This is a genomic window from Rhodococcus sp. UFZ-B548, assembly GCF_903819475.1.
In the GTDB taxonomy this organism is placed as follows: Bacteria; Actinomycetota; Actinomycetes; order Mycobacteriales; family Mycobacteriaceae; genus Rhodococcus_F; species Rhodococcus_F erythropolis.
Map to the genome: position 1 here is coordinate 529,979 of NZ_CAIJDS010000001.1, position 24,901 is coordinate 554,879.

A 24,901-nucleotide genomic window follows, 5' to 3' on the forward strand; every position below is an offset into this window, starting at 1 on the left:
GATAGTTGCCGTAGACGAGTCAGCGCATCATTCTTCGGCCCAGGGCACGCGGCAGGAGTCGGTGCTGAACCCTTGCTCGGTGATCCCCAACGCCGAATACATCCGGGCGCGCATGTTTTCGAGCCCGATCTGATAGGTCAGTTCCACGACGCCCGCTCGCCCGAACCTGCGCTCGAGATCCGCGACCTGCTCGTCCGTCACCCCGTTCTCCCCGTGCGGGTCACCGGTCATGGCATCGGCGTAGGCGATCGCGGCCCGCTCGTCCTCGCTGTACTTCGGTGAATCCCGGTAATTCGCGATCCCTTTCAGCTTGTCGATGTCCAAACCGTCCAGGCGCGAGAGCATCGTCCCGAAGTCGACACACCACGAGCAGCCGACAGTCCAGGCGACGCGATAGACGGCCAGTTCACGAATGTTCGACGGCAGCACCTTCGACGCCTTCTGCACGGCCATCTCGTGACGGGCAGCCGCGACGAACAATTTCCGATGGTTGGCCAGGACGGCAAAGGGCTCGGGGACTTCGTCGTACTGCCTGGCGGCGAATTTGTATGCCACTTTGATCAACGGACTGGCTTCTGACGGTGTCACTGCGGGAATGCGAGTCATGGCAAGCCTCCGTATGTTCTGGGGCACCGGATTCGATGCTCTCTACAGAGTTGGACGATGGCGGCGATTCAAACGTGACAAGCACCGCGTCCGAGCGGATGTGAGGATGCGGTGTCAGCCGACTAAGCTGCAAAGATGCCTTCGACGCCCCGCAACCGCACCGTCTCGCGTCTGCAGCCGTTCGCATCCACGATCTTCGCCGAGATGACAGCGTTGGCCACACTTCACGACGCGGTCAACCTCGGTCAGGGCTTTCCGGATACCGACGGTCCTGCGGCCATGCTCGAAGTAGCGCGCCGAGCCATCGCCGAGGGCGTCAATCAATACCCGCCCGGTCCGGGCATGCCCGTCTTGCGTCAGGCCATCGCGGAGGATCGGCGCGTCCGTTACGGACTCGACAGTGATCCCGACTCCGAAGTTCTAGTCACCGTCGGCGCCACCGAGGCGATCAGTGCTGCGATTCTCGGACTGGTCGAACCCGGCGAAGAAGTAGTGCTGATCGAGCCGTACTACGACTCCTACGCTGCATCCGTCGCATTGGCAGGCGCTGTGCGTCGCACAGTTCCGCTGGTTGCCGCGGGAGACGGATTCGCGGTCGATCTCGATGCATTGCGCGGCGCGATCACCGCCAAGACGAAGATGCTGATCGTCAACAGTCCTCACAACCCCACCGGCACCGTATTCACCGATCACGAACTTCGAGCGATCGCCGAACTCGCGTGCGAACGCGACCTGATCGTGTTGAGTGACGAGGTCTACGAGCACTTGGTCTTCGACGGCCTCACCCACACACCGATGGCGTCGCTCCCGGGCATGCGTGAGCGCACCGTCACTGTGTCCAGTGCCGCAAAGACTTTCAATGTCACCGGCTGGAAGACCGGCTGGGCGATCGGCCCCCGAGAACTCATCGACGGAGTCCGTGCCGCCAAGCAGTTCATGTCATTTGTTGCCGGTGCACCATTCCAACCGGCCGTTGCCTACGCGCTGACCAACGAACAGCCGTGGGTCGTCGAACTTCGACAGAGCTTGCAGGGCAAACGGGACGTACTCGGAAAAGCTCTGACCGAGGCCGGTTTCACGGTGCATTCCGGCGGCGGCACGTACTTCCTCCTTGCCGACATCAGACCGTTGGGTGAAACCGACGCGGGAGATTTCTGTCGCGCCCTACCCGAGCGTATCGGCGTCGCGGCCGTACCGGTCGACGTGTTCGCGGACAACCGCGACGATTGGAAGCACCTGGTGCGCTTCGCCTTCTGCAAGCAGGACCACATTCTTTCCGAAGCTGCACGCCGTCTCCACCTGCTCCAAGGAACAGCGCACCCATGACAGCGCGGACCATCCCGACCGCATTCGTCCACCGCTACCTCGCGTTCTCGCCGGACAACGACGTCGATTTGTCTGGTGCACTGCGAGCTGCTGGGATCGACCTGGAGACATTGTCGGACGCTCGCGCGCGGCTGACCCCAACTCAGGTCACCACCTTCATTCAAACCACCTGGCAGATCACCGACGACGAATTGTTCGGCCTCGGATCCGCCCCGGTCCCCCGTGGCACTTTCCGATTGATCTGCCTGACGTTGATCCATTGCCCTGACCTCGGATCAGCGTTCGCTCGAATGTCCGACGTGATCCGTGCGCTACCGGCTCTGGCCCCACTGGCGATCGAAAAGGGCGAGGAAAGCACGCGGGTGAGCTTCGCAGTCCGCGCTCGCGAAGGCGTCGCCGAACCTGATGTCGCAGAACGTGTCACAACCGATTTTGTCCTGATCTTGCTGCACCGATTTTCCGCGTGGTTGATCGGAAAGCGCGTCCGACTTCGAGCAGTCGAATTTCCGTACTCGGCACCGGATGCGCGGTTGGCGCAGGACTACGACTACATCTTCGGAGCGCCGGTCACCTTCGGCGCGCAGCGAGCGGCACTGGAGTTCGACAACTCGGCCATGCGCGCACCGATCATCCAAACCGAGGAGACGTTGGAGGAGTACCTCCGAGAATCTCCGATTCAGCTCATGTCCGAACGCGATTACGACAGCACTGCGTCGGCGCAGGTGCGACGGGTCCTGGAACTCGGGGTGAAGGGGCGAACCTCCACGGCCGAGGAGATCGCCGAGATGCTCTCGATCAGCGTTCCCCATCTGCGTCGACTGCTGCGGCGTGACGGAACATCACTGAATCAACTACGCGAGGAAGTGCTCCGCGACGTAGCCATCGCTGGTTTGCGGCGCGGAGAATCCGTCGAAGTACTCTCGGCGCGATTGGGGTTCTCCGAGCCCAGCGCGTTCCGTCGGGCCTTCAAACGATGGACCGGCGACACTCCGAGTTCGTACCGCTAGCTGACGCAGAACTCGTTTCCTTCGGGATCGGTCATCGTGATCCACACGCTCGGCCCCTGCGCTCCCCGGTGCAGGATCGTCGCCCCCACCGTCTCGAGGTGCGCTGCGACATCCTCGCGCTTGTCGCCCACTCGTATGTCGAAATGGAGCCGGTTCTTCACCGTCTTCGATTCCGGAACCAGTTGGAACAGAACGCGGGGACGTTCGGGATGCTCCGGATCGCTGATGGCTGCACCTTCGCGCCAGACGAGAACTCCCTCGAAGGTCGTGGTGTCAGATTCCTTGGCGTGACCAGCAGCGACGAGGCCCCTGATGAAGTCTTCGTCGCTGGGCTCCGCTGCCCACCCGAGTGCTGCGGCCCACCACTTCGCCTGTTCGTGCGGGTGTGCCGAATCTACTGTGACTTGAAATTCGTATCCCATGTTCCGACGTTAACGCCGACCACCGACACCTAGTGAAGGTTCAGCCGAGCCCGGGCATCAGTCGACACTCTTGATGGTCTTCATGGTGATCAGCGATGTCACCCGCGAGACAGCCGGAAGCCCGCTGAGCTTGGTGACCATGAAGTTCTCGTACGTCGCGAGATCTTTCACCGCGACCCGAATGAAGTAGTCGGGAATTCCGAACAACCGCCGACATTCGATCACTTCGTCGAAGGCGGCGACCTGGGATTCGAAGTCCTCGATGGTCGCCTGGTCGTTGACTCCGATCTCGGCGGTGACGATCACTTGAAATCCTCGGCCAAGCGCTTCCTGACTGACGATCGCGCGGTACCCGGTGATGATTCCGTCGGCTTCGAGCTTTTTCACGCGGCGCAGGCAAGGGGACGGTGTCAGACCCACCAGATCCGCCAATTCCGTGTTCGTCAGACTCGAGTCCTGACGGAGGTGAAACAAAATTGCGTCATCCATGGCATCCATCGCACTATTATTGCGCACTGTTCAATATGTGGGCATTCTGAGCAATCGATCACCTCGATCTTTGTTATAGATTTGCGTCGTGATCGAACCAGCATCGTCGACGGCCGCGCCTGCCGTCGAACTCTCGCCGCGAACCCCGGCGTGGCGGCATGCCTTCCAACTGTCGCTGCCGGTCGGATTCGGCCTGCTCCCACTCGGGATAGCCCTGGGCGTTCTTGTGGTCCAACAGGGCCTCAACCCTTGGTGGGCAGTCGCTTTCACCTCGCTGATCTACGCCGGATCGCTGGAGTTTCTCGCCGTCGGAATGGTCGCGGCCATGACACCACTGCCGTACGTCGCTCTGACCGCACTGCTGGTCAACTTTCGACATGTGTTCTACGCCTTGAGTTTTCCGCTGGAAAAGATTCGCAACCCCTTCGCCCGCTTCTACAGCATGTTCGCGCTGACCGACGAGGCCTATGCGATGTCGGTAACTGCCGATCCCAAGGCACTCACCGGACGCGTCATCGTCTACTCCCAGCTGTACCTCCACGGCTACTGGATCGGTGGCGCGATCCTGGGCGCGACGGCAGGACAGTGGATTCCAGATTCGATAGTCGGTCTCGACTTCGCTCTGACCGCACTGTTCGTCGTCCTCTCGATCGAGGCAATTCGCGCACAAAACGGATTCGCGGTGCCGGTCGCTGCGGTCACCTGCGCTCTGGTCGCCCGGCTCGCAGCCCCGGATCACATGCTGCCAATTGCAATGGGCGCCTTCGTGCTCTTCCTGATCGGCCGCTTTGTCTACGACTCACGAAAGGCGAAGATCGATGCCTGACACCTCGTACATCTTTGCGGCGGTCGCAGTCATGGCCGTGGTCACCTTCGCGCTGCGCGCAATCCCCTTCGCCGCGCTCATGCCGCTGCGCTCCTCCGCCCTGGTCGGCTACCTCGGCATCTACATGCCGGCCGGCGTCATGCTGATCCTCGTGATGTATTCACTCAAAGGGGTGTCGATCACCGCCCCGTCTCACGGCCTCCCCGAACTGATTGCAGTGTGTGCCACGATCGCCGCGCACCTGTGGCGAAAGAATGCCGTCCTGAGCATCGTTGTCGGAACGACGATCTACGTCGCACTGGTCAATACCGTGTTTGCCTGAGCGTTTCCCATCCGGGAGCAAAGCAGTTTTACTCCCGGATGGGTGATTTGTAACCTCCAGGCGCTTATCTGAACAGTTGAACACTTATACGATTTCAGTAGGGTGGCCGCCGGCCGCGACTGAAAGATCGGTGAGGTTCGATGTCCACGACAATGACCACGACGGGCACCCGAATCGCCGGCGCTTGGCACAGTCTGGATCGAGGCCAGCGTCGAAGCATCATCGGAATGACCGTCACCGTCGTTGCACTCAACGTCGTCGGGTGGGCAGTTCTGCTCGGTCTGGTTGTCCCCGGCCACTACACGATCGAAGGCAGTGTCTTCGGCATCGGACTCGGTGTCACGGCGTACACGCTCGGCATGCGCCATGCTTTCGACGCCGATCACATCGCCGCCATCGACAACACCACTCGGAAGTTGTTGGCGGACGGCAAGAAACCGATGTCCGTCGGTTTCTGGTTTTCACTCGGACACTCCACCATCGTCTTTGTTCTCGTCGCACTTCTGGCGTTGGGTGTGCGGCAACTTGCCACCAGCCTTTCCGACGACAACTCCGATCTGGAAAAGTGGACCGGCTTGTTCGGCACCACCATTTCCGGAACGTTCCTGATCTTGATCGGACTCCTGAATCTTTTCTCTCTCATCGGGATTCATCGGGTGTACACGAAGTACAAGGCCGGAACCTTCGACGAGGAACAACTCGAGAAGGAACTCGACAGCCGCGGCGCCCTCAACAAAATCCTGGGCCCGGTGATGAAGATGGTTCGCAAGCCCTGGCACATGTACCCGGTCGGCCTACTGTTCGGACTGGGATTCGACACCGTCACCGAAGTGGGACTGTTGGTGATCGCCGGCGGCGCGGCAGCGACAGGGCTCCCGTGGTATTCGATCCTCGTTCTACCGATACTCTTCTGCGCCGGGATGTCTCTGTTCGACTCGATCGACGGATCGTTCATGAACTTCGCTTACGGTTGGGCATTTGCCCAGCCGGTACGAAAGATCTACTACAACATGGTGATCACCGGACTCTCGGTGGCAGTGGCACTGCTGATCGGGACCCAGGAAATCATCTCGATCTTCACCGACAAACTCGACATCCACGACGGGATTCTCGGCGCCATCGGGAACTTGGATCTCGGCGCGATGGGCTTCATCATCGTCGGACTCTTTGTTGTCACCTGGCTGATCGCCCTCCTCGTGTGGCGGTACGGCCGCATCGAAGAACGGTGGCAAGCGCAGTCCGGTGCAGCAGTAGCACGACGAGCGACAGCAGACGAAGCGATGTGAGTTCGACTCGGCCTACGCAGAATCATGGGCCACCCGAAAGCGAATAGCTGATGTACGTCTCGCCCCATTTCAGGTACGCGCTCGACGTCGCCTGGCCGCGGATCTGGTCGTTCTGCCACTGGTAGACAGCGCGCCACGGAAATACGGAACTCACTTGTTCCAAGGTGTACTGCTCACGGTGGCCTTGCGCGTATCGCTGTTCGAGGTCTTCACGAGTGCGCGGCGGGAAATTACTGATCAGATAGGTCCGGCCGAGAGACTCGATGCGTCCTGGCGGCGCAAAGACATCAGCGCTGCGATAAGTGAAGGCCGCATACAGGTAGGCCGCCACCACAATCGTTGCCAGCGCTACCGCGCCGATCTTGAATGCACGTCGAAGCAGGGTCGGCATGGCTCACAGTACAACGACTGCGTCCCGATCTAATGCGGGTCGGCGGCAGCTGCACCTCCCGATTTCCTCGAGCCCAGACCACCTTCCGACTAGTACGGTGAGATCACCGGCAACCGATCTACGGCAACGATGGCGGACTCGCTCGACAACCCAGCGCCCGCTGCCACAGGTGAGGGCACATCGCGGCCAATCATTGCGGGCACCACGCACCAGTGCGGTCCATACGAGGGTCCCCCATGGGAAATCAGTTTCCGTCGCACAGCCTCCACGACCGAAGCCTTCCGCCCCTGCGTCTGGTCGCTATGAGCCAACCCGCTGCGAAAGCTCGACGAGCCGGTTCGAGAATCCCCATTCGTTGTCGTACCAGGCGAAAACCTTCACTTGTTCGCCGACGACCTGTGTGAGGGGCGCATCGAAGATTGCCGAGTGGGGATTGCCGACTATGTCGGCAGAGACAAGTGGCGCCTCCGAATAGGCAAGGTAAGACGAGAGTTCGGGAGTCTGCGATGCGACGCGAAACGCTTCGTTGATCTCCACGACAGTCGCCGGTCGTGAGAGATGGGCAGTGAGGTCGGTGATAGAACCGACTGGCACGGGGACGCGCAGCGAGAGTCCGGTCAATTTTCCGTCCAACTCTGGGATGATCCGCCCGATGGTGGCGGCGGCGCCGGAGGAAGTCGGGATCGTAGACAATGCCGCGGCGCGGGCGCGCCGGAGATCGCTGTGAGGAGCATCGTGGAGGCGCTGGTCGCTGGTGTAGGCGTGGATCGTCGTCATCAGTCCGGACTCGATGCCGAACGCCTCGTGCAGCACCTTAACCATCGGTGCGAGGCAGTTGGTCGTGCAGGATCCGTTCGAGAATACGTCCTCCGACATGTCGAGGACGTCGTCGTTTACTCCGAGTACAACTGCAGAGACATCACTGTCGGCGGGAGCCGAAATGATCACCTTTCGCGCTCCCGCTGTCAGGTGTTGGCGAGCGTTGACCGAGTCCGTGAATCGGCCGGTCGACTCTATGACGACATCGACGCGTTCGGCTCTCCAGGGGATGAGGGACGGCTCGCGCTCAGAGGTAACGCGAATGCGCTTTCCTGCAACGAGAATCGCGTCCCCGTCGACCTCGACGCCGTCCAGATGACCGGACACCGAGTCCCACTCCAGGAGCGAAGCGAGGGTTGCGGCGTCGGCGATGTCGTTGATCGCGATGATCTCGACATCCGCATCGCTGCGTAGCGCAGCCCGCAGGTAGCTGCGACCGATGCGGCCGAAGCCGTTGATTCCGATACGAACGGACATTGATTTCTCTTTCTCGAGTTGGTCAGTGATCGGTGCGCAGAGCGGACTGGGCGGCGTCGAGCAGGGAAATGGCTCCACGAACCGCCGCGTCCATCGGGCCCTGTTCACCCTGCGCGCGGGCAAGTACATAGCCGCCCTGCAGGACGGCTGCCAGCGTTCGCGCGAGATCCGCCGGGACGATGCTCGTCGGAAGTTCTCCTGCAGCAATCGCGGCAGTGATCGCCCGCTCCCAATGGTTCAGCATGGTGTCGAAGGCGTTCGCAACGACTGCGATCAGTTCTGCATCCGTGACCACTTCCGGGTCCTGGGTCATCCGACCCACCCGGCACCCCCGAGTACCCGGCCGCGGCAATGAGAGGTAGCGCTTCATCTGTTCGAGGGGCGAGCCTTCTCCACCCAACGGAGATGACTCGCCCGTCATTTCTCGGGTAACTGCAGACAGCGCCTGTACCGCAAGTTCGTGCTTTCCACTGAAATGGTGATACATGCTGCCCTGGCCAACCCCGGCACGTGTCATCACGTCGCGTGGGCTCGTCGCTGCATAGCCGCGCTCCCACAACAGCTCTGCCATCGCACCCGTCAGCTGGTCCTTTGAGTTCACCAATCGACTGTAACAACTAGTATGTACAACCTCAACGTAGGTTCGACCAACAGGCCGGCCGGGCGATTGTGCGGTGATCGACCAGAGCATCGTTGCCGTTCTGGACGTGGCATCTGCAAGACTCCTGAAATGAAGCACGTCGGGCGCGAGGCAGCGGCACTGCTCAACGGGGCCGGGATCGAACTCAGCGAGGGCCTGACCGACGCAGAGTTCGATTCCGTCCACGAACGCTTTGGATTTCACTTCAACCCAGACCACCGCAGCCTTCTTGCCACTGCGTTACCACTTGGCGACCGTTGGCCGAACTGGCGTAGCGCCGACGACCTCGAGTTGGGTACTTGGCTAGATAAAGTCACCGAAGGTTTCATTTGGGATGCACTGCATCAACAACCACCGTTCTGGCCGGCATCGTGGGGCAGAATGCCCGCCTCACCCGAGGACGTCACCACAATCGTGCGTCAACAGATCGGAGCGTGGCCGCGCCTTGTCCCGATCTTCGCTCACCGCTTCACGCCCGCCGCACCCTCCCCCTCGGGATCGCCGGTGATCTCCGTGTGGCAGACCGACATCGTCTACTACGGGGCAAACCTCCTCGAATATCTCGCCAACGAGTTCCCCCTCGGACAGGGCCGAAAGACACTCTCTCCCATTAGCGTCCGCGTACCGTTATGGTCCCGATTCATCGAGGCGGCCAACCGCGCGGAATCGATCTGACCGGCCAAAGGTCCTGTTCTGCCTGCCAAGAGTTTCGCAGACGAATTTCGCGGGTATTGATCACTTGCGGCGGCGATTTCCAGAGCGAGGGGTCAGCCGCGCAAGGTCTGCCCCCGGCTGTCACTCGCCGGGTGGCGGGCCGCCAAAACCAGCGGGCCGCCGAAAACAATCTGTGCCAGGCGATGATTTCGATGCAAACGACACGACTCGACACCATCCTGATTCTGATCGTCGGGACGGCAATCGGACTGAGCGTCTGGCTGGCCACGCAGGAACCATTCGCGTCGATCGGACTCGGAATCGCAACGGTGGTGATCTGCTGGATCTCTTGCTCGATGATCCACGGCTTCCCACACCGATCGACGAAGGACATGCGTCCGCGCGAGAACCAGGATCGCGAGTCACCGAAACGGCGCTGACGCCGCGTAGGGATGAGGCCAACCGTGGAGGCCCGGACACAGCGAAGTGAGTGGTTCACCTGTCGCAGGTGAACCACTCACTTCGGTCAGAGGATCACACCTCGTCAGGTCGCCAGGTCGCGACGGCCCAGATCACGGCGACGTCGAGGGCGATGATCACGATCGACCACAGCGGGTAGTACGGCATCCACAGGAAATTCGCCACGATCGAGAGCGCCGCGATCACGAAGGCCATGCCGCGGGCCCACGTCATGCCGACGAACAATCCCAGCGACACCGCGATGCCGATGATTCCGAGCACGATGTGGATCCAACCCCATGTCGTGACATCGAATTCGAAGGTGTAGTTGACTCCGACGATCAGCAGGTCGTTGTCTGCGAGAGCCGCGATGCCCTGGAGCAACGCGACGATTCCCGCGACGAAGAGCAGGCAGGCTGCCGCCACCGTGGTCCCGATGGCAAAGCCTTGTCGGACAGGATGGTTCGCATGAGATTGGTGCGGAGCAGTCATGACGTCCCCTTCTTCGGCGAAATAGCGTGAGAACAGTATTCAAAGGTTCACGCCGACGGACATCACCCAGCAAGGATGAACAGCCGTCCAGCACTGCAATCAAGATTCATGGGAACATATGTTCGATTTCGGTGTACGGTGGAGCCTATGACCGCCACGATGCAACCGTCTCTGTTCGACAACGGTGACCTCGGCGTTTCTTTGGCCGATCTCGACGGCACGGTGCAGCGACGTATTCTCACCGCCGGCGCATGGGTCGACCATCGCCCGGCCTGGCTGACCGGATCGGAGGCCGTGTTCGACAATCTGGAAGCTACGGTGCCGTGGCGTTCCGAACGGCGTCAGATGTACGACCGCGTTGTCGACGTCCCTCGTCTGGTGTGTTTCTACGCAGAGAATCAACCACTGCCGGACGCGCTTCTCACCGAAGCCAAAGACGCGCTGAGCAGTCACTACTTCGACGAACTCGGTGAACCATTCGCCACGTCGGGTCTGTGTTTCTATCGCGACGGTTCCGACAGCGTTGCCTGGCACGGGGACAATACGGGACGAAGTCGCACCGAGGACACGATGGTGGCCATCCTGTCTCTCGGTGCGGCTCGCCCGCTCCTACTGCGCCCTCGTGGGGGCGGCGAATCCATCCGCTTCAATCTCGGACACGGAGATCTACTCGTCATGGGCGGATCCTGCCAACGCACGTGGGAACACTGTGTCCCGAAGAGTGCGCGGGCCCTCGGGCCGAGAATCAGCGTTCAATTCCGTACTCGCGGAGTTAGATAGCGTGGCGGAGTTCGTCTCGCAGCGCCTTCCGATTGAGCTTGCCGACGGCCGTCTTCGGTATGGATTCTGCGAAAACAACCCGACGAGGCTTCTTGTACGACGCCAGTCGCTCGCCGACGTGCGCGACCAATGATGCTTGCAGTGCGTCGTTTTCGACGGTCCCGTCCTCGATTACCACCACAGCCGTGACCGCCTCCACCCACTTGGCGTCGGCGGTACCCACCACGGCGACCTCACGAACAGACGGATGCGTCAGGAGTGCATCCTCGACTTCACGGGGGTAGACGTTGTATCCGCCGCTGATGATCATGTCCGAAGCTCGGTCCTTCAAGAACAAGAATCCTTCGGCGTCGAACTGACCGATGTCACGGGTGTGAACCCAGCCGTCTTCGGTGAAGGTGTCCGCATTCAGTTCCGGTGCATTGAAGTATCCGGCGATCGCCGATGGCGAGCGGATCACGATTTCACCCGGTTCTCCCTGGGGCACTTCGTTTCCCTCGCCGTCGAGCAGCCTGATCTCGACGTCGATGGCGGGCTGACCACAGGACAGCAGGCGATCTTCCGTGTGATCTTCGGGCCGTAGGACTGCGATACACAGCGGTGCCTCGGTCTGCCCGTAGTACTGGAGAAAACGGTGTTGCCCCCACGCCTGCATTGCACGTTCGATGGTGGCCAGCGGCATCGGCGACGCACCGTAGATCACGGATTTCAGACTCGAGATGTCTGCGCTCGCAAAATCAGGGCGTTCGAGGAGCATCTGAATCATCGTCGGCACCAGATTGATTGCCGTAGCCCGATGCTCGGTTATCGAGTCCAAGAAGGTCGACGGGTCGAATCCGGGAAGGATGACGGTCTTGCCGCCACGCAGCCAGAACGGAAGCACGAAGACACCGCTGGCATGAATCAGTGATGCCGCGTGCAGCATCGTGTCGTCCTGAGTCGCCGGAAGCAGATTGAGCAGAACATTGCGGCAGATGCCGGCGTAGCTGCGCTGAGTGTGCTGCGCGGCCTTCAATGTTCCCGTGGTCCCGGAGGTGAACAGCGTCAGGATCACATCGTCGGGAGCTAACTCGACGTCCGGAGTGTCCGAAGGCATGCTCTGTGCTTGGTCGAGCAGCGAACGCTGCCGCGCCGAACCTGTTTCCAGCCCGATGAACGTACGTTCGGGGAACCTGGCGGACAGTTCAGCGGCGCGGTCGGCGAGGTCACTACCGAAGACGACGTACGAGGTGTCGGTGTCCTCGAGCATTCTCGCGTGCTCGTCGAGCGAGAGACGCGAGTTGAGCGGAACCCTGTTGATGCCGGCTTTGACACAGGCAAAATCGACGGGGACGCTGGCAAGAGAGTTGTTGACCAGCAATGCAACCCGTGCACCCCGCCCGATACCGAGGGCGATGAATGTGTGCGCCAATCGGCTGCTGAGTTCGTCCACTTCCGTGAACGTCATCGATCGATCGCCGAAAACGACGGCTGTTCGCGATCCGTGCTGTCGCGCACCACGGGCGATCAGGTCTCTGGTTATGGGCATCATGGTTCAGTTTCCTCGTTCGAATTCGGGTTGTTCTCGAACCGGCCGTGCCGGCCGGCGCCCGCGGCGAACGCAGCAGCGCCGCGCACACCTTCAGCGATGACAATGGGATTTCCCGCGACGCCCTCGGCCCGCAGTGCTTCGGCAAGTGGTAGATCAAAAGATCGGTAGGCCGACGCGCGATCCGCGAGCATGCAGAGTTGAGGGAAAGCGGACAACTGGTGCGCAAGCTCCTTGGCTGCCTGGAGTGACTGCCCCACTGGAACAACACGATTGGCCAGTCCGAAGGCCAGCGCCTCCGGAGCGTCGACCGGGCGACCGGTCAAGATCATGTCGAGCGCTCGCCCCTGCCCGACGATTCGCGGCAGTCGCACGGTCCCACCATCGATGAGAGGAACTCCCCAGCGCCGGCAGAAGACTCCGAAGACGGAATCCTCCTCGCAGATCCTCAGGTCCGCGAGCAATGAAAGCTCGAGCCCTCCTGCAACCGCGTATCCGCTGACGGCGGCGATCAATGGCTTGGACAACACCAACCGACTCGGCCCCATCGGGCCGGTGCCGCCGCCTTCCGGATGCAACTCGTGCACGCGGGCGGGGTCGGAGACTGCGGTCAAATCCGCACCGGCACAAAATGTGCCGCCCGCGCCCCACAGAATCGCCACCTTCTGACTCTCGTCCGATTCGAACTCCAGGAAGGCATCACGCAACTGCGCCGCCATCGGCCCGTCCACCGCATTCTTGCGATCAGGGCGATTCATCACGATGACGGTGACGCCACCGTCACGCTCCACATAGACATCGCCACCTGGTCGATCGGAGTCGGTCACGATATTTCCTCACTGCTCGCGGATAAGGTTTCCCGGTACCCACCATGCCACTTGTAACATAATTTGTCAGGAGTTGTTCAAAAGTTGTTACAAACTGATCGAGGAATGTCCGCAACCCGAGTTGTGCTGGACCTCGCAACGGCGAGTCCGGACACCGAGTTCAGCACTGCAGTGCTGACCCGGGCCGGCGAGATCGTCGGTGTCAGCGCATCGAGCGTTCGCGTGGCAACGGGCCGCCTGTGCCGCGAGAACAAACTGCGTCGCACCGCTCGTGGAACGTACGTCCTCAACCCGGACGGCATCCCCACCTACAGCGAGGTCGAGGGGTGGCGAACTCGTACCGATCGCATACGCCCCTGGGACGGCACGTGGATAGCCGTCGAGCACTCAGCGCTCAAACGAAGCGACCGCACTGCCGCCCGAAGACACGATCAGGCGCTGCGCCTGGCGGGCTACGAGGAGTGGAAGCCCACACTCGCCGTCCGCCCGAACAATCTGCTCGGCGGCACGGACAGCGCCCGCCGCACTCTCCGCCGACTCGGCGCCGCCCCCGAATCGGCTGTCATGGAAATCGCTCACCTTGCCCCCGAGGATGATTCGACAATCCGCACACTCTGGAACTCGGAAGCACTGTTGGTCGACATCGCCGAGGCCCGTGAAGCACTCACACAGGCGCAAACACGCCTGGCGACAATCAGTCGCGAGGAGGCTGCCCGTGAATCACTTGCCTTGGGCAGCGCGGTGATCGCGGTCATCGTGCGCAATCCGCTCCTTCCGGAAGAACTCGAACCGACGCAGCCACTACGTGAACTGATCTCGCACATGCTCGAGTACCAGGACGCATCTCGCGAACTGTGGCAGTCACTGCTCCAGTTCTGATCGACTTCTTCCAGAAGGTAATTCAGTACGTTGCGCGGCCACCGCTGGCGTCGTACACAGCACCCGTCGAGTAACTCACCGCCGACGACGACAGCCAGGAGATCAGTTCAGCGATCTCGTCGGCCCGCCCCATCCGTGCCATCGGCGTCAAAGACTGCGAACGAGCGAGGATGGCCGGATCGGTGCCGGCATTCATAGGACTTTCCACGGCCGCGGGAGCAATCGCGTTGACCAGCACACCGGTGGTGGCGACCTCTTTGCCGAGCGACTTCGTCAGCGCGACGACTGCCGCTTTGGACGCGGAATATGCACTCTGATTCGGGTTTCCGTCCTTGGCAGCAATACTCGCGAGATTGACGACCCGCCCCCACCCGGACGCAACCATCCCCGGCACGAACGCCCGGCACATCAGGAATGTCCCTTCGACGTTGATGCGGAACGTACACCGCCAAGCCGCGAGGTCGACGTCGACGAGTGGCGCTGATGGTCCTACGATTCCCGCACTGTTGATCAAGATGTCGACTCTGCCGAGTCTGGTTCGAAGCGCATCGACTGCTGTCGGATCACTCACGTCGAGTTGTTCGTCCACACCCTCGGCAAGATCTGCCGTTACCACCCGAACTCCCCTCTCCGTCAACAGCTTTGCACTGGCGGCGCCGATTCCGCTCGCACCGCCGGTAACGAGCGCGGTGACACCCTCTGGGTAACCCTGCATCGCATTCACTCCTGAGTTTCTGTGCGCTACGCACTCAATTTATGTTGCAAACAGGCATAATTGCCGTCACACTGTGTAGAAATTCTGAATATATGGCGTTTGTTGTCAACGTCAAATAACTGGAGGCCTTGGCGATGGAAACCCGCTGGTTGCACGCGTTTGTCGCGGTTGCGGAAGAACTTCACTTCGGGCGGGCCGCATCACGGCTCCAGATGGCCCAGTCGCCGCTCAGCCAGATGATCCGAAAGCTCGAAAAGGACATCGGCGTCAAGTTGTTCGAACGAAGCACTCGCAGCGTCGCACTCACGTCCGGCGGACATGCCTTTCTCCCCCACGCCTATCGCGTCATCGAGAACATGGAGACTGCACGACACGCTACACGTGCGTCGTCGGGAGGCGTCTACGGACGAGTCACGATCGGGTTCACCGGAGTGCTCAACTATCAAGCACTTCCGCCGCTCACCCGCGCGTTGCGTCAGCTCTATCCGGAAGTCGAACTGACACTCCTCGGCCGGATCATGACGCGCGACGCGGTCATTCAACTCGAGAGCGGCGCCCTCGACCTCGCCTTCGTCGGACTACCGGTGGAATCCGCATCACTGTCTACCCGGCTGATCCGACGGGAGGCGTTCGGCGCCGTACTTCCGATCGACCATCCCCTTGCCGAGAGGGACGCGATCGATCTCCGCGAATTGGCCGACGACGGATTCGTGACCACCCCGCTCTCAGCCGGCTCCGCCCTCCAGGAAACCGCGATGCGCGCCTGCATGAACGCAGACTTCAGGCCTCGCGTGGTTCAGGAAATCACCGATCCGTACATGATCCTCATGCTCGTTGCCGCCGGCGTCGGTGTAGCGCTGATGACGTCCGGCATGGCTGCTATCACCCCACCTGGCAGTGTGTTCGTCCCACTCACCGGCGAGCCGACGTTCATGAATCACGGAATTGCCTGGTCACCCCGGCACATGACCGATGCACTCGCCGTCGCACTGGAGACGTCCGAGGAGATTCTGCCGACGCCGGACATTGAGACCAAAAACGTCATTATCTGAGACTCATTTAGTGTTGGACGCGCCATAGTCCTTCGTGGCACTGTCGTCTCAGCCGCCGAAAGGTGAGGGACGTCACCGATGCGTGGTGCATCACCAAACGTGCCGCCACGGCCGGCCCATCGGGACGAAAGGACTTCACATGGCACCACCGATCACCTCCACCGGTTCCACGCACTCCACCGAAGAGCATCCGAATTCGAACGCGCGCCGCGCCGCCGTTTCAGGCTTCCTCGGCAGCACCCTCGAGTACTACGACTTCTTCATCTACGGCTCCGCAGCCGCGCTCGTGTTCCCCAAGATCTTCTTTCCTGGCGGCGGCTCGACGGCAACGCTGCTCTCGATCAGCACCCTGGGCGTGGCCTACGTCGCCCGCCCACTCGGCGCAGTGCTGTGGGGACACCTCGGCGATCGGTACGGACGCAAGAACGCGCTTCTCGCCTGCCTGCTCCTCATGGGTGTTGCGACGGTCATCGTCGGTTGCCTGCCGACCTACGACCAGATCGGCATCGCCGCGCCGATCATTCTCGTCTTGCTTCGCCTTCTTCAAGGGCTCTCTGCCGGCGGTGAATCACCCGGCTCTTCGGCACTGACGCTCGAACACGCACCTGATCACCGTCGTTCGTTCTTCACCTCGTTCACCATGAGCGGGATCATGTTCGGCATCGTCGTCTCCAGCCTGGTATTTATCCCAGTGGCGAGCCTGCCCGACGAAGACCTCTACTCGTGGGGTTGGCGAGTTCCCTTCTGGCTCAGCATCATCGTGACCGTCGTCGCGCTGTGGCTACGTCGCGCCCTGGATGAGCCCGAGGTATTCGAGGAACTCAAGGAACAGGACGAGACGGCCGGAATTCCCGTCGTCGAGATGTTCCGCTCGCACTGGCGCACCGTGATCCGTATCAGCATGAGCTCGACCTTCGCGATGATCAACACCATCGTCAACGTCTTCGCCCTGGCGTACGCCGTCGAATCCGGCTTCGAACGCTCCACGATGCTGTGGGCCATCGCGACCGCCAATTTTGTTGCCGTACTGACTCAGCCGCTGTTCGGCATTCTCTCGGATCGCTACGGACGTAAGCCCATCTTCGTCGTCGGCGCCATCGGAGCCGGCCTGATGATCTTCGTGTTCTTCCATTCGATCGGAACCCAAAGCGTCCCCATGGTCTTCGCTTCGGGAATCGTCATGATCGGAATCTTCTACGCGATGCCCAACGGCACGTACCCGGCATACTTCCCGGAGCAGTTCCCCGCGAAGGTCCGATACACCGGAATGGCCGTCAGCCTCATGCTCGGACTCCTTGTCGCCGGCTTCACGCCGGCTATCGCCCAGGCGATTTCGGCCGGAGACAAGAGCAACTGGACACCGGTTGCATGGATGTGCCTGGGCTTCGCCGTCATCTCCGCCATCGCGGCAATGACCGGACCGGAAACGTACCGCACGCCCACAGCAGAACTGGGCCAACCGAAGCCGAGCCTGCCGATCAAGCAGGACTCAGAGCTCACCAGCAACAACGCTTGACCGGACCGGCCCCTCGCGATGAATTGCCGCGAGGGGCCGTCCCCACTTATGCAGGAGAATGTCATGACTACCGAATACACACGTCACCGTATCGGCCTTGTCGGGTCGGGTATCGCCACCTCACTCTCGCCCGCGTTGCACGCACACGAAGCAGCAGCACTCGGACTCGACGATTACAGCTACGAACTGATCGATCTCGAGAACCTGAACATCTCGGTCGAGAAAACCGGTGAGGTGGTGCGTGGCGCCGTCGCGGGCGATTTCACCGGACTGAACATCACCCACCCGTGCAAGCAGGTTGTCGTGGACGCGCTCGACGAGCTGTCCGGCAACGCGCGGTTGCTCGGTGCCGTCAACACGGTTGTGGTCGACAACGGCCGTTTGATCGGCCACAACACTGACCACAGCGGATTCCTCACAGCACTGCAGCGCGGTTTGCCCGACGCCGCCTTGGACCGAGTGGTGCTTGCCGGGGCAGGAGGGGCGGGTTCCGCTGTGGCATACGCACTCGCCGCCGCCGGCACCACGGATCTTCGCATCGCAGATATTGATCCCGATCGCGCTGCCGATGTGTGTTCTCGCGTCACCTCGGCCTTCCCTGCCACGCGCACAACGGCTTTGGCGATCGATGAGATCGCCGTCAACCTGACGACGTGCGACGGCGTCGTCAATGCATCTCCGATCGGCATGGTGGGTCACCCCGGAACTCCCTTCGACCCTGCGGCGTTGCATTCCGGATTGTGGGTCGCTGACATCGTTTATCGACCTATGCACACCGAATTGCTCGACGCTGCAGCTGCTCTCGGATGCGCGGTTCTCGACGGTGGGCAGATGCTGGTGGCTCAAGCCTCTGACACCTTCACACTCCTGACCGGTGTCGAAGCCGATACGGATCGCATGCGCAGCCATCTGAGCGAGCTGCTCTCCGAGACGGCATGCGCATGAGCACAACCGAACACCTACTTTCTCGCGAAGTACCAGGAGCACTGATGAATGTGACTGCGCCTTTCGCCGAACCTCTCGACATGGGCAGCGTCCGCCTCCGGAACCGGTTCGTGTCCGCCCCGATGGAACGCAACTACTGCGAAGTCGACGGCACCATGACGGACGAGTACATCGCGTACCTCGCCCGCCGCGCCGAAGGTGGTGCTGCACTGATCTTCACCGAGGCGAGCTACGTGCGCGCCGATGGCAAGGGACGCATCCGGCAGATGGGCGTCGACGTCGACGAACGGATTCCCGGCATCAAGAAGATGGCCGACGCGATCCACGCTCACGGCGCCCTCGTCGGAGTCGAACTCAACCACGGTGGACGTACGGCGCAAGGTTCTGTCAGCGGGTTTGTTCCCGTTGCCCCGACACCGATTCCGTGTTTGGTTGTCGGCGGCGAGATGCCAGAACAACTCGACGGCGACGACATCGAGCACATCATCGATTGTTTCGGTGAAGCCGCAGCGCGCTGCCAGCAGGCCGGCGTCGACGTCATCTCCCTGCACGGTGGCCACGGGTACTTGATCCACCAGTTCCTCTCCCCTGCTTACAATCACCGCGACGACGAGTGGGCCGACCCCACCTTGTTCGTCAACAAGGTCATCGCCTCCGTCCACGAGCATGCTCCGGGAATCACTCTGGGACTTCGATTCTCAGCCTTCGAAGGCATTGACGGCGGGCTCGACGCCGAGACAACCCGCGCGCGCATCGACGCCATCGACACTGACCGACTCGATTTCCTCGACGTCTCGGCCGGCAACTACGAAGCGGGACAGTGGATCATCCAGCCCGGTGAATGGTCCCGTGGACTCCTCGCGCCGTACTCCGAGCAGTACCAACGCGACTTCGACATCCCGGTGGGTGTGGCCGGACGCATCACGTCGCCGGAGATCGCCGCGCAGATCATCGATTCCGGGCAGGCGAACTTCGTCAGCATGGCCCGTACGTTGCACGCCGATCCGGACTTTCCGAATCGCGCTATCGACGGTGGCCGGTACCGCCCCTGCATCGCCTGCAACTACTGCATCGACAGCCTGGCCGCCGGCCCCATTCCCTGTTCCGTCAACCCGTGGGTCGGACGTGAACTGGATCAGCCCACGAAGCCGGCTGATGCCACCGTACGCGTCGCCGTCATCGGTGCCGGTCCGTCCGGAATGGCCGCTGCCCGCGACCTCGCACTTGCCGGTCATCGCGTCGACCTGTACGACGAACGCCCCAGTCTCGGTGGCGACTTCGCTCTGGCATCGAAGCTGCACGAATATCCCGAATACGGGCGGATCGTGGACTGGTACCTCGCGGAACTGGCCGAACTCGGGGTGCAGTGCCACACTTCGACCAGAGCTGACGCAGCATTGCTCGCAAACAGTGACTTCGACGCGATCGTCCTTGCTGCCGGTGGGCACGGTCCCGTGACTGACCTCCCCGGAGCAGCAACCCGTACCGTCCGTGATGTCCGCGAGTTCCTCGCCTCCGGAGATCTTGCCCCCGAAGCAATCACCATTTTCGGCGCCGACCGCGAGGCTGCCGCTGTTGCCGACGATCTGCTCCAGAAGGGCACCCAGGTCGTCATGATCGGGCCGCAGGAAACCATCGCGCACGACGTCGGCCGACGCGGCAAGATCGTACTGCTGCCGCGCCTGGCCTCAAGTGAGAACCTCACGACCTACCTGAGCTCGATCGTCACCAAAGTCGACGCCGATCGGGTCACGATCTCGACAGGCGGTGTACTGAGCGAAGTCGACGCCCCCGGCGAGATGCTGATTTCACAGGGCGTCGAGCCGCGCTCGGAGCTTCTGGCCGAACTACGTTCACTGGCACCACGACTCGGGGTCCATGCCGTCGGCGACGCGAGCGGTGACGGCGGATCCATCCATGCCGCACTCGTGACCGCAGCCGACGTTGCCGTCGCCATCACCGCCGCCGCTGCGGCCCGTCAGGAGGTTCACGCATGAGCGCACACACAGCCGCACCGGTGGCAACTGCGTTGCCACCCATCGGACTCGGAACCTGGCCACTGGTCGGTGCCGACGCCACGAAGTCGGTTCTCTCCGGCATCGAGGCCGGGTACCGCCTCATCGACACCGCCGCGATCTACGGCAACGAGGACGCCGTCGGCGTAGCGTTGGCGGAGTCGGGCCTACCGCGAGAAGAACTGTTTGTCACCACCAAACTTCGTGGAAACGACCAGGTTTCCGGTGACATCCGCGGAGCGCTCGAGCAGAGCCTGGAACGACTGGGACTGGATCAACTCGATCTGTTCCTGATCCACTGGCCGCTCCCGCGAATCGATCGCTACGTTGCGTCGTTCGAGGCGATGCTGGCCTGCCGCGACGCCGGACTGGTTCGGTACGTGGGTGTGTCGAACTTCCTGGAGCACCACCTGCGCCGCGTCGTCGCCGAAACCGGCGAGGCACCGGCAGTCAACCAGATTCAGATGGACCCGTCGCTCGCGCGAATTCCGGTGCGCCGCGCCAACGACGAACTCGGAATCTTCACGCAGTCGTGGAGCCCGCTCGGCCGCGGCGATGTGCTCGACAACGCCGTGGTCGGGGAGATCGCCGGCCGAATCGGTTGCACCCCAGCTCAAGTGGTCCTCGCTTGGCACGTCGCGCAGGGTGTGGTTCCGGTCGCGCGATCAGCGAACCCGACGCGTCAGGCCGAGAACCTGGCAGCACTCGACGTGACCCTCTCCGGCGAAGACATCGAAGTACTGAACAGTCTCGACCGCGGCGAGTCTGCGGCGCGGGACGTCGAAGCAGAGGAACATTTCTGATGACGTTGAAAGTCGGAATCGTCGGCTGCGGCAAGATCGCCGGCAACCATGCCCGAGCCCTACAACAAGTCCCCGGCGTCGAGGTGATCGGCTGCTGCGATCCCGATCTCGGACGCGCCCAGGAGTTCGCGGCAGCGCACGGCATTCCCGCAGCCGTGAGTTCAGTGGAGCAACTTCTTGCCCTCGGACTCGACGCCTGCACCGTCTGCACGCCACACCCGGTACATGAAGAGGTAGTCGTGGCCGCTGCCGAAGCGGGTGTACATGTGTTGTGCGAGAAGCCCATCGCGGTCGATGTTGCTGCCGCCGACCGCATGATCGAGGCCGCCGACCGCGCCGGTATCACGTTCGGGGTGCTCTTCCAACGTCGCTTCTGGCCGGCCGCGCGTCGGATCCGGGACGCCATCGACGACGGCCGGATCGGACTGCCCACGCTCGGCGAGGCGTCGGTGATCCTGCACCGCCCGTCGAGTTACTACTCGGCCGACGCGTGGCGCGGACGCTGGGACACCGACGGCGGTGGCGTGCTCATGACGCAGGCGGTGCACCAGATCGACATGCTGGCCTGGTTCATGGGCGAGGCCGTCTCGGTCAGCGGCTTCATACGCACCCACACCCACGGTGAGCACATCGAGACCGAGGACACGGCGTCAGCTGTAATTTCCTTTGCCTCGGGCGGCACCGCGACTGTCACTGCGACAACGGGTGCCAATCACAACCTGGGCAACCGCGTCTCGGTGATCGGACGCACCGGTGCCATCGCCAGCGTCCTCGAATTTCCCGAAGGACACGAGGGTGTCAACGAAATCTGGACCGTGCCGGGCGAAGCGGAGTTCCAGTCGCCGTATTCCGCCGATATCGACGCCAATCTTGATGTGGGAGCGGTCAATGCGGCACTGACCGACTTCCACACCCTGCAGGTTCAGGACTTCGCCGACGCCGTCCTGACCGGGCGCGAACCCGCCGTCACCGGACGAGACGCCCGCGCGTCACTTGCCATCATCGCCGCAATCTACGAATCGTCGCGAACCGGGAAGGTTGTCGATCTGACATCGACACCGACCCTCGCAACAACTGCCAAGGAGCAGAAATGAGTAGCAGTACCCCCCTCACCTACGACGTAGTTGTCGTGGGCTCCGGCGCAGGCGGGCTTTCCACAGCAATTGCCGCAGCACATGGCGGCGCGTCGGTACTCGTTGTCGAGAAGGCCGACACCTGCGGCGGCGCAACGGCCTGGTCAGGCGGGTGGATGTGGACCCCGCGCAACATGTTTGCCATCGCCGACGGGGTTGTCGAGGATCGTTCGGCGCCGCGGACATATCTGGAGAACCGACTCGGCGACAACTTCGACGCCGCCAAAGTTGATGCTCTTCTCGACGGTGCACCGGAGATGGTCGAGTTCTTCGAACGCAAGACTGCGCTGAAGTTTGTTCCCGGAGCCAAGATCGCCGACATTCACGGTGACACACCGGGAGCCGGCACGGGTCATCGTTCCGTCGGACCGAAACCGGTGAGCTTGCGAAAGCTCGGCCCCGACGTCGCGGCGCTACTACGTCGACAACTGTACGAGACGTCGTTCCTCGGCATGGGCATCATGGCTGGTCCTGATCTGCAGGCATTCCTGCATTCGACTCGATCGCCGAAAGCATTTGTGCACTGTGGTGTTCGCGTGACAAAGCACATGTTCGATCTCGCCACCAAGCGTCGTGGCCAGCAACTCGTCAACGGCACTGCGCTTGTCGGCATGATGCTTCGCTCAGCGCTCGATCTCGGCGTCGAGATGCGGGTGAAAACGTCGGCAACATCGCTGCAGAGTGACGATGACGGTCGCGTTGTCGGTGTCCGCCTCGAAGGTCCGGATGGTGCGTACTCGGTAACTGCCACGCGCGGCGTCGTACTGGCCACCGGCGGCTTCGCCCAGGACATCGACCGCCGACGTGAACTGTTCCCCCGTACCCCCACCGGAAACGAGCACTGGTCACTCACTCCGAAGACAACCACCGGCGACGGCATCACCCTCGGCGAATCCGTGGGTGGTCGCCTCGACCGCACTCTTGCCTCCCCCGTCGCGTACTGCCCCGTCTCCATCGTTCGTTATCGCAACGGCAAGGAAGGGGTGTTCCCGCACATCCTCGACCGCGGAAAGCCCGGTGTCATCGGAGTTCTCGCGAACGGCAAGCGTTTTGTCAACGAGGCACTCGGCTACCACGACTACACACTCGCGATGGTCGAGCAGGTTCCTGAGGGCGAAGAAGTGTGCTCGTGGTTGATCGCCGATCAGCAGTATGTGCGCTACCTCCCGCTGGGCATGGCCAAGCCCCTGCCGATCCCGATCCAGCCGTACCTGCGCTCGGGATACCTCACACGTGGTCGCACCGTTCGCGAACTGGCAGAGAAGATCGGCGCTGATCCGACGCAGTTGGAGAAGACAATCGAGGCATTCAATGTCGGGGCCGTGGCCGGTGAAGACCCCGAGTTCGGTCGCGGTACAACACCGTTCAACCGGGGTTCCGGCGATACCGCCAACCCCTGGCCGAACCCGTCGCTCGCTCCTTTACAGAAGGGTCCGTACTACGCGGTGAAGGTGGTGCCGGGCAGTTTCGGTACCTTCGCCGGGCTTGTCACCGACTCGTCGTCGCAGGTTCTCGATGACAACGACCGCCCCATCGAGGGATTGCTCGCCGTCGGCGTCGATCAGGCCAGCGTGATGGGCGGGCACTACCCATCGGGCGGCATCAACCTCGGCCCGGCTATGACGTTCGGGTATCTAGCAGGTCGGGAACTGGCCGGAGCCAAGACAGTTGGAGCGCACGCATGACACTCACACTCGGGCTGGCAGCCCTCACAGTGCTCGATACCGCACCGATGCAGCACGTCGACTTGGCCGAAAAGCACGGCTTCGACACCATCGGTATCCGTCTGATGCCCGCGGCACCGGGCACTACGGCGTACCCCCTGCACGAGGACAAGCAGGGGTTGAACGAATTGGTGCGTCGACTAGGCGATTCACCCGTTGAGGTATTCGACCTCGAAATCATCCGCCTTGCAGCCGACTTCGACCCCGCCGACTATGTTCCGCTTCTCGAAGCGGGTGCACAGCTCGGAGCCAAAGCCGTTCTGGTGGGCGGCGACGATCGCGACCGCGCTCGGCTCACTGACTCCTATGCCCGCCTCGCTGAACTGTGCGCGAACTACGGCATCGTCGCCTCGCTCGAATTCATGCCGTGGACTGCGGTGCCCGATGCGCGTGCGGCCATCGAGATCGTCTCGGCGGCAGACGGTCCGGCTCGTAGTGTCCTCGTCGACGCACTCCACACCGACCGCTCGGCGACCACACTGGAGGATCTTGCGTCCATCCCGCGCGAGTGGCTTCACTACGCCCAGATGTGCGACGGTTCGACCCCCGCTCCTACGGATGACGCAGAACTGATCCGTCACGCCCGCGAAGAGCGTCTGGTGCCCGGCACCGGCGGCATCGCCCTGGCCGACATCTGGTCGACATTGCCTGCCGGACTGCCGGTCAGCATCGAATTGCCCAACGAGCCGCTGCGTCAGGCCGTCGGCACGGACGCCTGGCTGGAGCGCCTGGTCGAGGCCACGCGAGCAGTGTTGGCCTAGCGGACCT

Annotated in this window: 27 protein-coding genes; 17 read left to right on the forward strand and 10 right to left on the reverse strand. The window is 62.1% G+C overall.

Annotation, left to right across the window (positions count from 1 at the left end):
* Positions 1-27: 27 nt before the first annotated feature.
* A complete protein-coding gene (locus H7C86_RS02550) occupies positions 28-606 on the reverse strand; it encodes a carboxymuconolactone decarboxylase family protein (RefSeq protein WP_020908828.1) in 579 nt (192 codons plus the stop codon).
* Between the two features lie 135 nt (positions 607-741).
* Between H7C86_RS02550 and H7C86_RS02555 the strand changes: the two genes are divergently transcribed.
* Positions 742-1,932: a pyridoxal phosphate-dependent aminotransferase gene (locus H7C86_RS02555; protein WP_172932962.1), complete on the forward strand. Its 1,191-nt coding sequence runs from the start codon at positions 742-744 to the stop codon at positions 1,930-1,932.
* A complete protein-coding gene (locus tag H7C86_RS02560; RefSeq protein ID WP_019744973.1) occupies positions 1,929-2,939 on the forward strand; it encodes an AraC family transcriptional regulator in 1,011 nt (336 codons plus the stop codon). Before H7C86_RS02555 ends, H7C86_RS02560 begins: the two co-directional genes overlap by 4 nt.
* On the opposite strand, the gene H7C86_RS02565 is transcribed toward H7C86_RS02560, so the two are convergent.
* Complete coding sequence (locus tag H7C86_RS02565; protein WP_003940409.1) at positions 2,936-3,361, reverse strand: VOC family protein; 426 nt, start codon at positions 3,359-3,361, stop codon at positions 2,936-2,938. The two genes, H7C86_RS02560 and H7C86_RS02565, sit on opposite strands and share 4 nt — an antisense overlap.
* A gap of 57 nt (positions 3,362-3,418) precedes the next feature.
* Positions 3,419-3,859, reverse strand: coding sequence for an Lrp/AsnC family transcriptional regulator (locus H7C86_RS02570; protein ID WP_020970517.1), 441 nt, complete (start codon positions 3,857-3,859; stop codon positions 3,419-3,421).
* 79 nt (positions 3,860-3,938) lie between these two features.
* Here H7C86_RS02570 and H7C86_RS02575 point away from each other — a divergent pair, with 79 nt between their 5' ends.
* From H7C86_RS02575 to H7C86_RS02585, 3 genes are all read left to right on the forward strand, one after another.
* Positions 3,939-4,676, forward strand: coding sequence for an AzlC family ABC transporter permease (locus H7C86_RS02575; RefSeq protein ID WP_020970518.1), 738 nt, complete (start codon positions 3,939-3,941; stop codon positions 4,674-4,676).
* Positions 4,669-4,998, forward strand: coding sequence for a branched-chain amino acid transporter permease (locus H7C86_RS02580; RefSeq protein ID WP_003940007.1), 330 nt, complete (start codon positions 4,669-4,671; stop codon positions 4,996-4,998). The genes H7C86_RS02575 and H7C86_RS02580 overlap by 8 nt, the downstream gene beginning before the upstream one ends.
* Positions 4,999-5,138: 140 nt before the next feature.
* Entirely contained in the window at positions 5,139-6,284 is a 1,146-nt protein-coding gene (locus H7C86_RS02585; protein ID WP_220463452.1) for a HoxN/HupN/NixA family nickel/cobalt transporter, read from the forward strand.
* A gap of 22 nt (positions 6,285-6,306) precedes the next feature.
* Here H7C86_RS02585 and H7C86_RS02590 read toward each other — a convergent pair whose 3' ends face one another.
* The 3 genes from H7C86_RS02590 to H7C86_RS02600 all read right to left on the reverse strand — a co-directional run bounded on the left by H7C86_RS02590 (position 6,307) and on the right by H7C86_RS02600 (position 8,572).
* On the reverse strand, positions 6,307-6,675 hold the full coding sequence (locus tag H7C86_RS02590) for a hypothetical protein (protein WP_042952746.1): 369 nt from the start codon (positions 6,673-6,675) through the stop codon (positions 6,307-6,309).
* Positions 6,676-6,975: 300 nt separating this feature from the next.
* Positions 6,976-7,971, reverse strand: a complete 996-nt coding sequence (gap, locus tag H7C86_RS02595; protein WP_182261034.1) for a type I glyceraldehyde-3-phosphate dehydrogenase — start codon at positions 7,969-7,971, stop codon at positions 6,976-6,978.
* Between the two features lie 22 nt (positions 7,972-7,993).
* A complete protein-coding gene (locus tag H7C86_RS02600; RefSeq protein ID WP_080909088.1) occupies positions 7,994-8,572 on the reverse strand; it encodes a TetR/AcrR family transcriptional regulator in 579 nt (192 codons plus the stop codon).
* 129 nt (positions 8,573-8,701) lie between these two features.
* On the opposite strand from H7C86_RS02600, the gene H7C86_RS02605 reads away from it, so the two are divergent.
* Positions 8,702-9,286, forward strand: a complete 585-nt coding sequence (locus tag H7C86_RS02605; protein WP_182261035.1) for a hypothetical protein — start codon at positions 8,702-8,704, stop codon at positions 9,284-9,286.
* A 191-nt stretch (positions 9,287-9,477) separates the two neighbouring features.
* The gene (locus tag H7C86_RS02610; protein WP_020970523.1) at positions 9,478-9,705 is read left to right on the forward strand and encodes a hypothetical protein; all 228 of its coding nucleotides are present in this window, start codon (positions 9,478-9,480) and stop codon (positions 9,703-9,705) included.
* 94 nt (positions 9,706-9,799) lie between these two features.
* Here H7C86_RS02610 and H7C86_RS02615 read toward each other — a convergent pair whose 3' ends face one another.
* The gene (locus H7C86_RS02615) at positions 9,800-10,216 is read right to left on the reverse strand and encodes a hypothetical protein (protein WP_003940106.1); all 417 of its coding nucleotides are present in this window, start codon (positions 10,214-10,216) and stop codon (positions 9,800-9,802) included.
* Between the two features lie 147 nt (positions 10,217-10,363).
* Here H7C86_RS02615 and H7C86_RS02620 point away from each other — a divergent pair, with 147 nt between their 5' ends.
* Positions 10,364-10,996, forward strand: coding sequence for an alpha-ketoglutarate-dependent dioxygenase AlkB (locus H7C86_RS02620; RefSeq protein ID WP_182261036.1), 633 nt, complete (start codon positions 10,364-10,366; stop codon positions 10,994-10,996).
* Here H7C86_RS02620 and H7C86_RS02625 read toward each other — a convergent pair.
* Both H7C86_RS02625 and H7C86_RS02630 read right to left on the reverse strand, forming a co-directional pair.
* Positions 10,989-12,527 carry an AMP-binding protein gene (locus H7C86_RS02625; protein ID WP_182261037.1) on the reverse strand — a complete coding sequence of 513 codons (1,539 nt, stop codon included), beginning with the start codon at positions 12,525-12,527 and terminating at the stop codon, positions 10,989-10,991. The genes H7C86_RS02620 and H7C86_RS02625 overlap by 8 nt on opposite strands.
* Positions 12,524-13,351, reverse strand: a complete 828-nt coding sequence (locus tag H7C86_RS02630) for a crotonase/enoyl-CoA hydratase family protein (RefSeq protein ID WP_019744984.1) — start codon at positions 13,349-13,351, stop codon at positions 12,524-12,526. The genes H7C86_RS02625 and H7C86_RS02630 overlap by 4 nt, the downstream gene beginning before the upstream one ends.
* 105 nt (positions 13,352-13,456) lie before the next feature.
* Between H7C86_RS02630 and H7C86_RS02635 the strand changes: the two genes are divergently transcribed.
* The gene (locus H7C86_RS02635) at positions 13,457-14,230 is read left to right on the forward strand and encodes a hypothetical protein (protein WP_019744985.1); all 774 of its coding nucleotides are present in this window, start codon (positions 13,457-13,459) and stop codon (positions 14,228-14,230) included.
* A gap of 22 nt (positions 14,231-14,252) precedes the next feature.
* Here the strand turns inward: H7C86_RS02635 and H7C86_RS02640 are convergent, their stop codons facing one another.
* Positions 14,253-14,945 carry an SDR family NAD(P)-dependent oxidoreductase gene (locus tag H7C86_RS02640; RefSeq protein ID WP_182261038.1) on the reverse strand — a complete coding sequence of 231 codons (693 nt, stop codon included), beginning with the start codon at positions 14,943-14,945 and terminating at the stop codon, positions 14,253-14,255.
* Positions 14,946-15,079: 134 nt separating this feature from the next.
* Between H7C86_RS02640 and H7C86_RS02645 the strand changes: the two genes are divergently transcribed.
* The 8 genes from H7C86_RS02645 to H7C86_RS02680 all read left to right on the forward strand — a co-directional run bounded on the left by H7C86_RS02645 (position 15,080) and on the right by H7C86_RS02680 (position 24,894).
* The gene (locus H7C86_RS02645; protein ID WP_182261039.1) at positions 15,080-15,997 is read left to right on the forward strand and encodes a LysR family transcriptional regulator; all 918 of its coding nucleotides are present in this window, start codon (positions 15,080-15,082) and stop codon (positions 15,995-15,997) included.
* 139 nt (positions 15,998-16,136) lie between these two features.
* Positions 16,137-17,513, forward strand: a complete 1,377-nt coding sequence (locus H7C86_RS02650) for an MFS transporter (protein WP_021345319.1) — start codon at positions 16,137-16,139, stop codon at positions 17,511-17,513.
* Between the two features lie 63 nt (positions 17,514-17,576).
* On the forward strand, positions 17,577-18,458 hold the full coding sequence (locus H7C86_RS02655; protein ID WP_182261040.1) for a shikimate dehydrogenase: 882 nt from the start codon (positions 17,577-17,579) through the stop codon (positions 18,456-18,458).
* A gap of 44 nt (positions 18,459-18,502) precedes the next feature.
* On the forward strand, positions 18,503-20,455 hold the full coding sequence (locus tag H7C86_RS02660; RefSeq protein WP_182261041.1) for an FAD-dependent oxidoreductase: 1,953 nt from the start codon (positions 18,503-18,505) through the stop codon (positions 20,453-20,455).
* A complete protein-coding gene (locus H7C86_RS02665; RefSeq protein ID WP_182261042.1) occupies positions 20,452-21,276 on the forward strand; it encodes an aldo/keto reductase in 825 nt (274 codons plus the stop codon). The genes H7C86_RS02660 and H7C86_RS02665 overlap by 4 nt, the downstream gene beginning before the upstream one ends.
* Entirely contained in the window at positions 21,276-22,370 is a 1,095-nt protein-coding gene (locus H7C86_RS02670) for a Gfo/Idh/MocA family protein (protein ID WP_070385596.1), read from the forward strand. Before H7C86_RS02665 ends, H7C86_RS02670 begins: the two co-directional genes overlap by 1 nt.
* A complete protein-coding gene (locus tag H7C86_RS02675) occupies positions 22,367-24,094 on the forward strand; it encodes an FAD-dependent oxidoreductase (protein WP_182261043.1) in 1,728 nt (575 codons plus the stop codon). The genes H7C86_RS02670 and H7C86_RS02675 overlap by 4 nt, the downstream gene beginning before the upstream one ends.
* A complete protein-coding gene (locus tag H7C86_RS02680; RefSeq protein ID WP_182261044.1) occupies positions 24,091-24,894 on the forward strand; it encodes a sugar phosphate isomerase/epimerase in 804 nt (267 codons plus the stop codon). The genes H7C86_RS02675 and H7C86_RS02680 overlap by 4 nt, the downstream gene beginning before the upstream one ends.
* Positions 24,895-24,901: the final 7 nt, after the last annotated feature.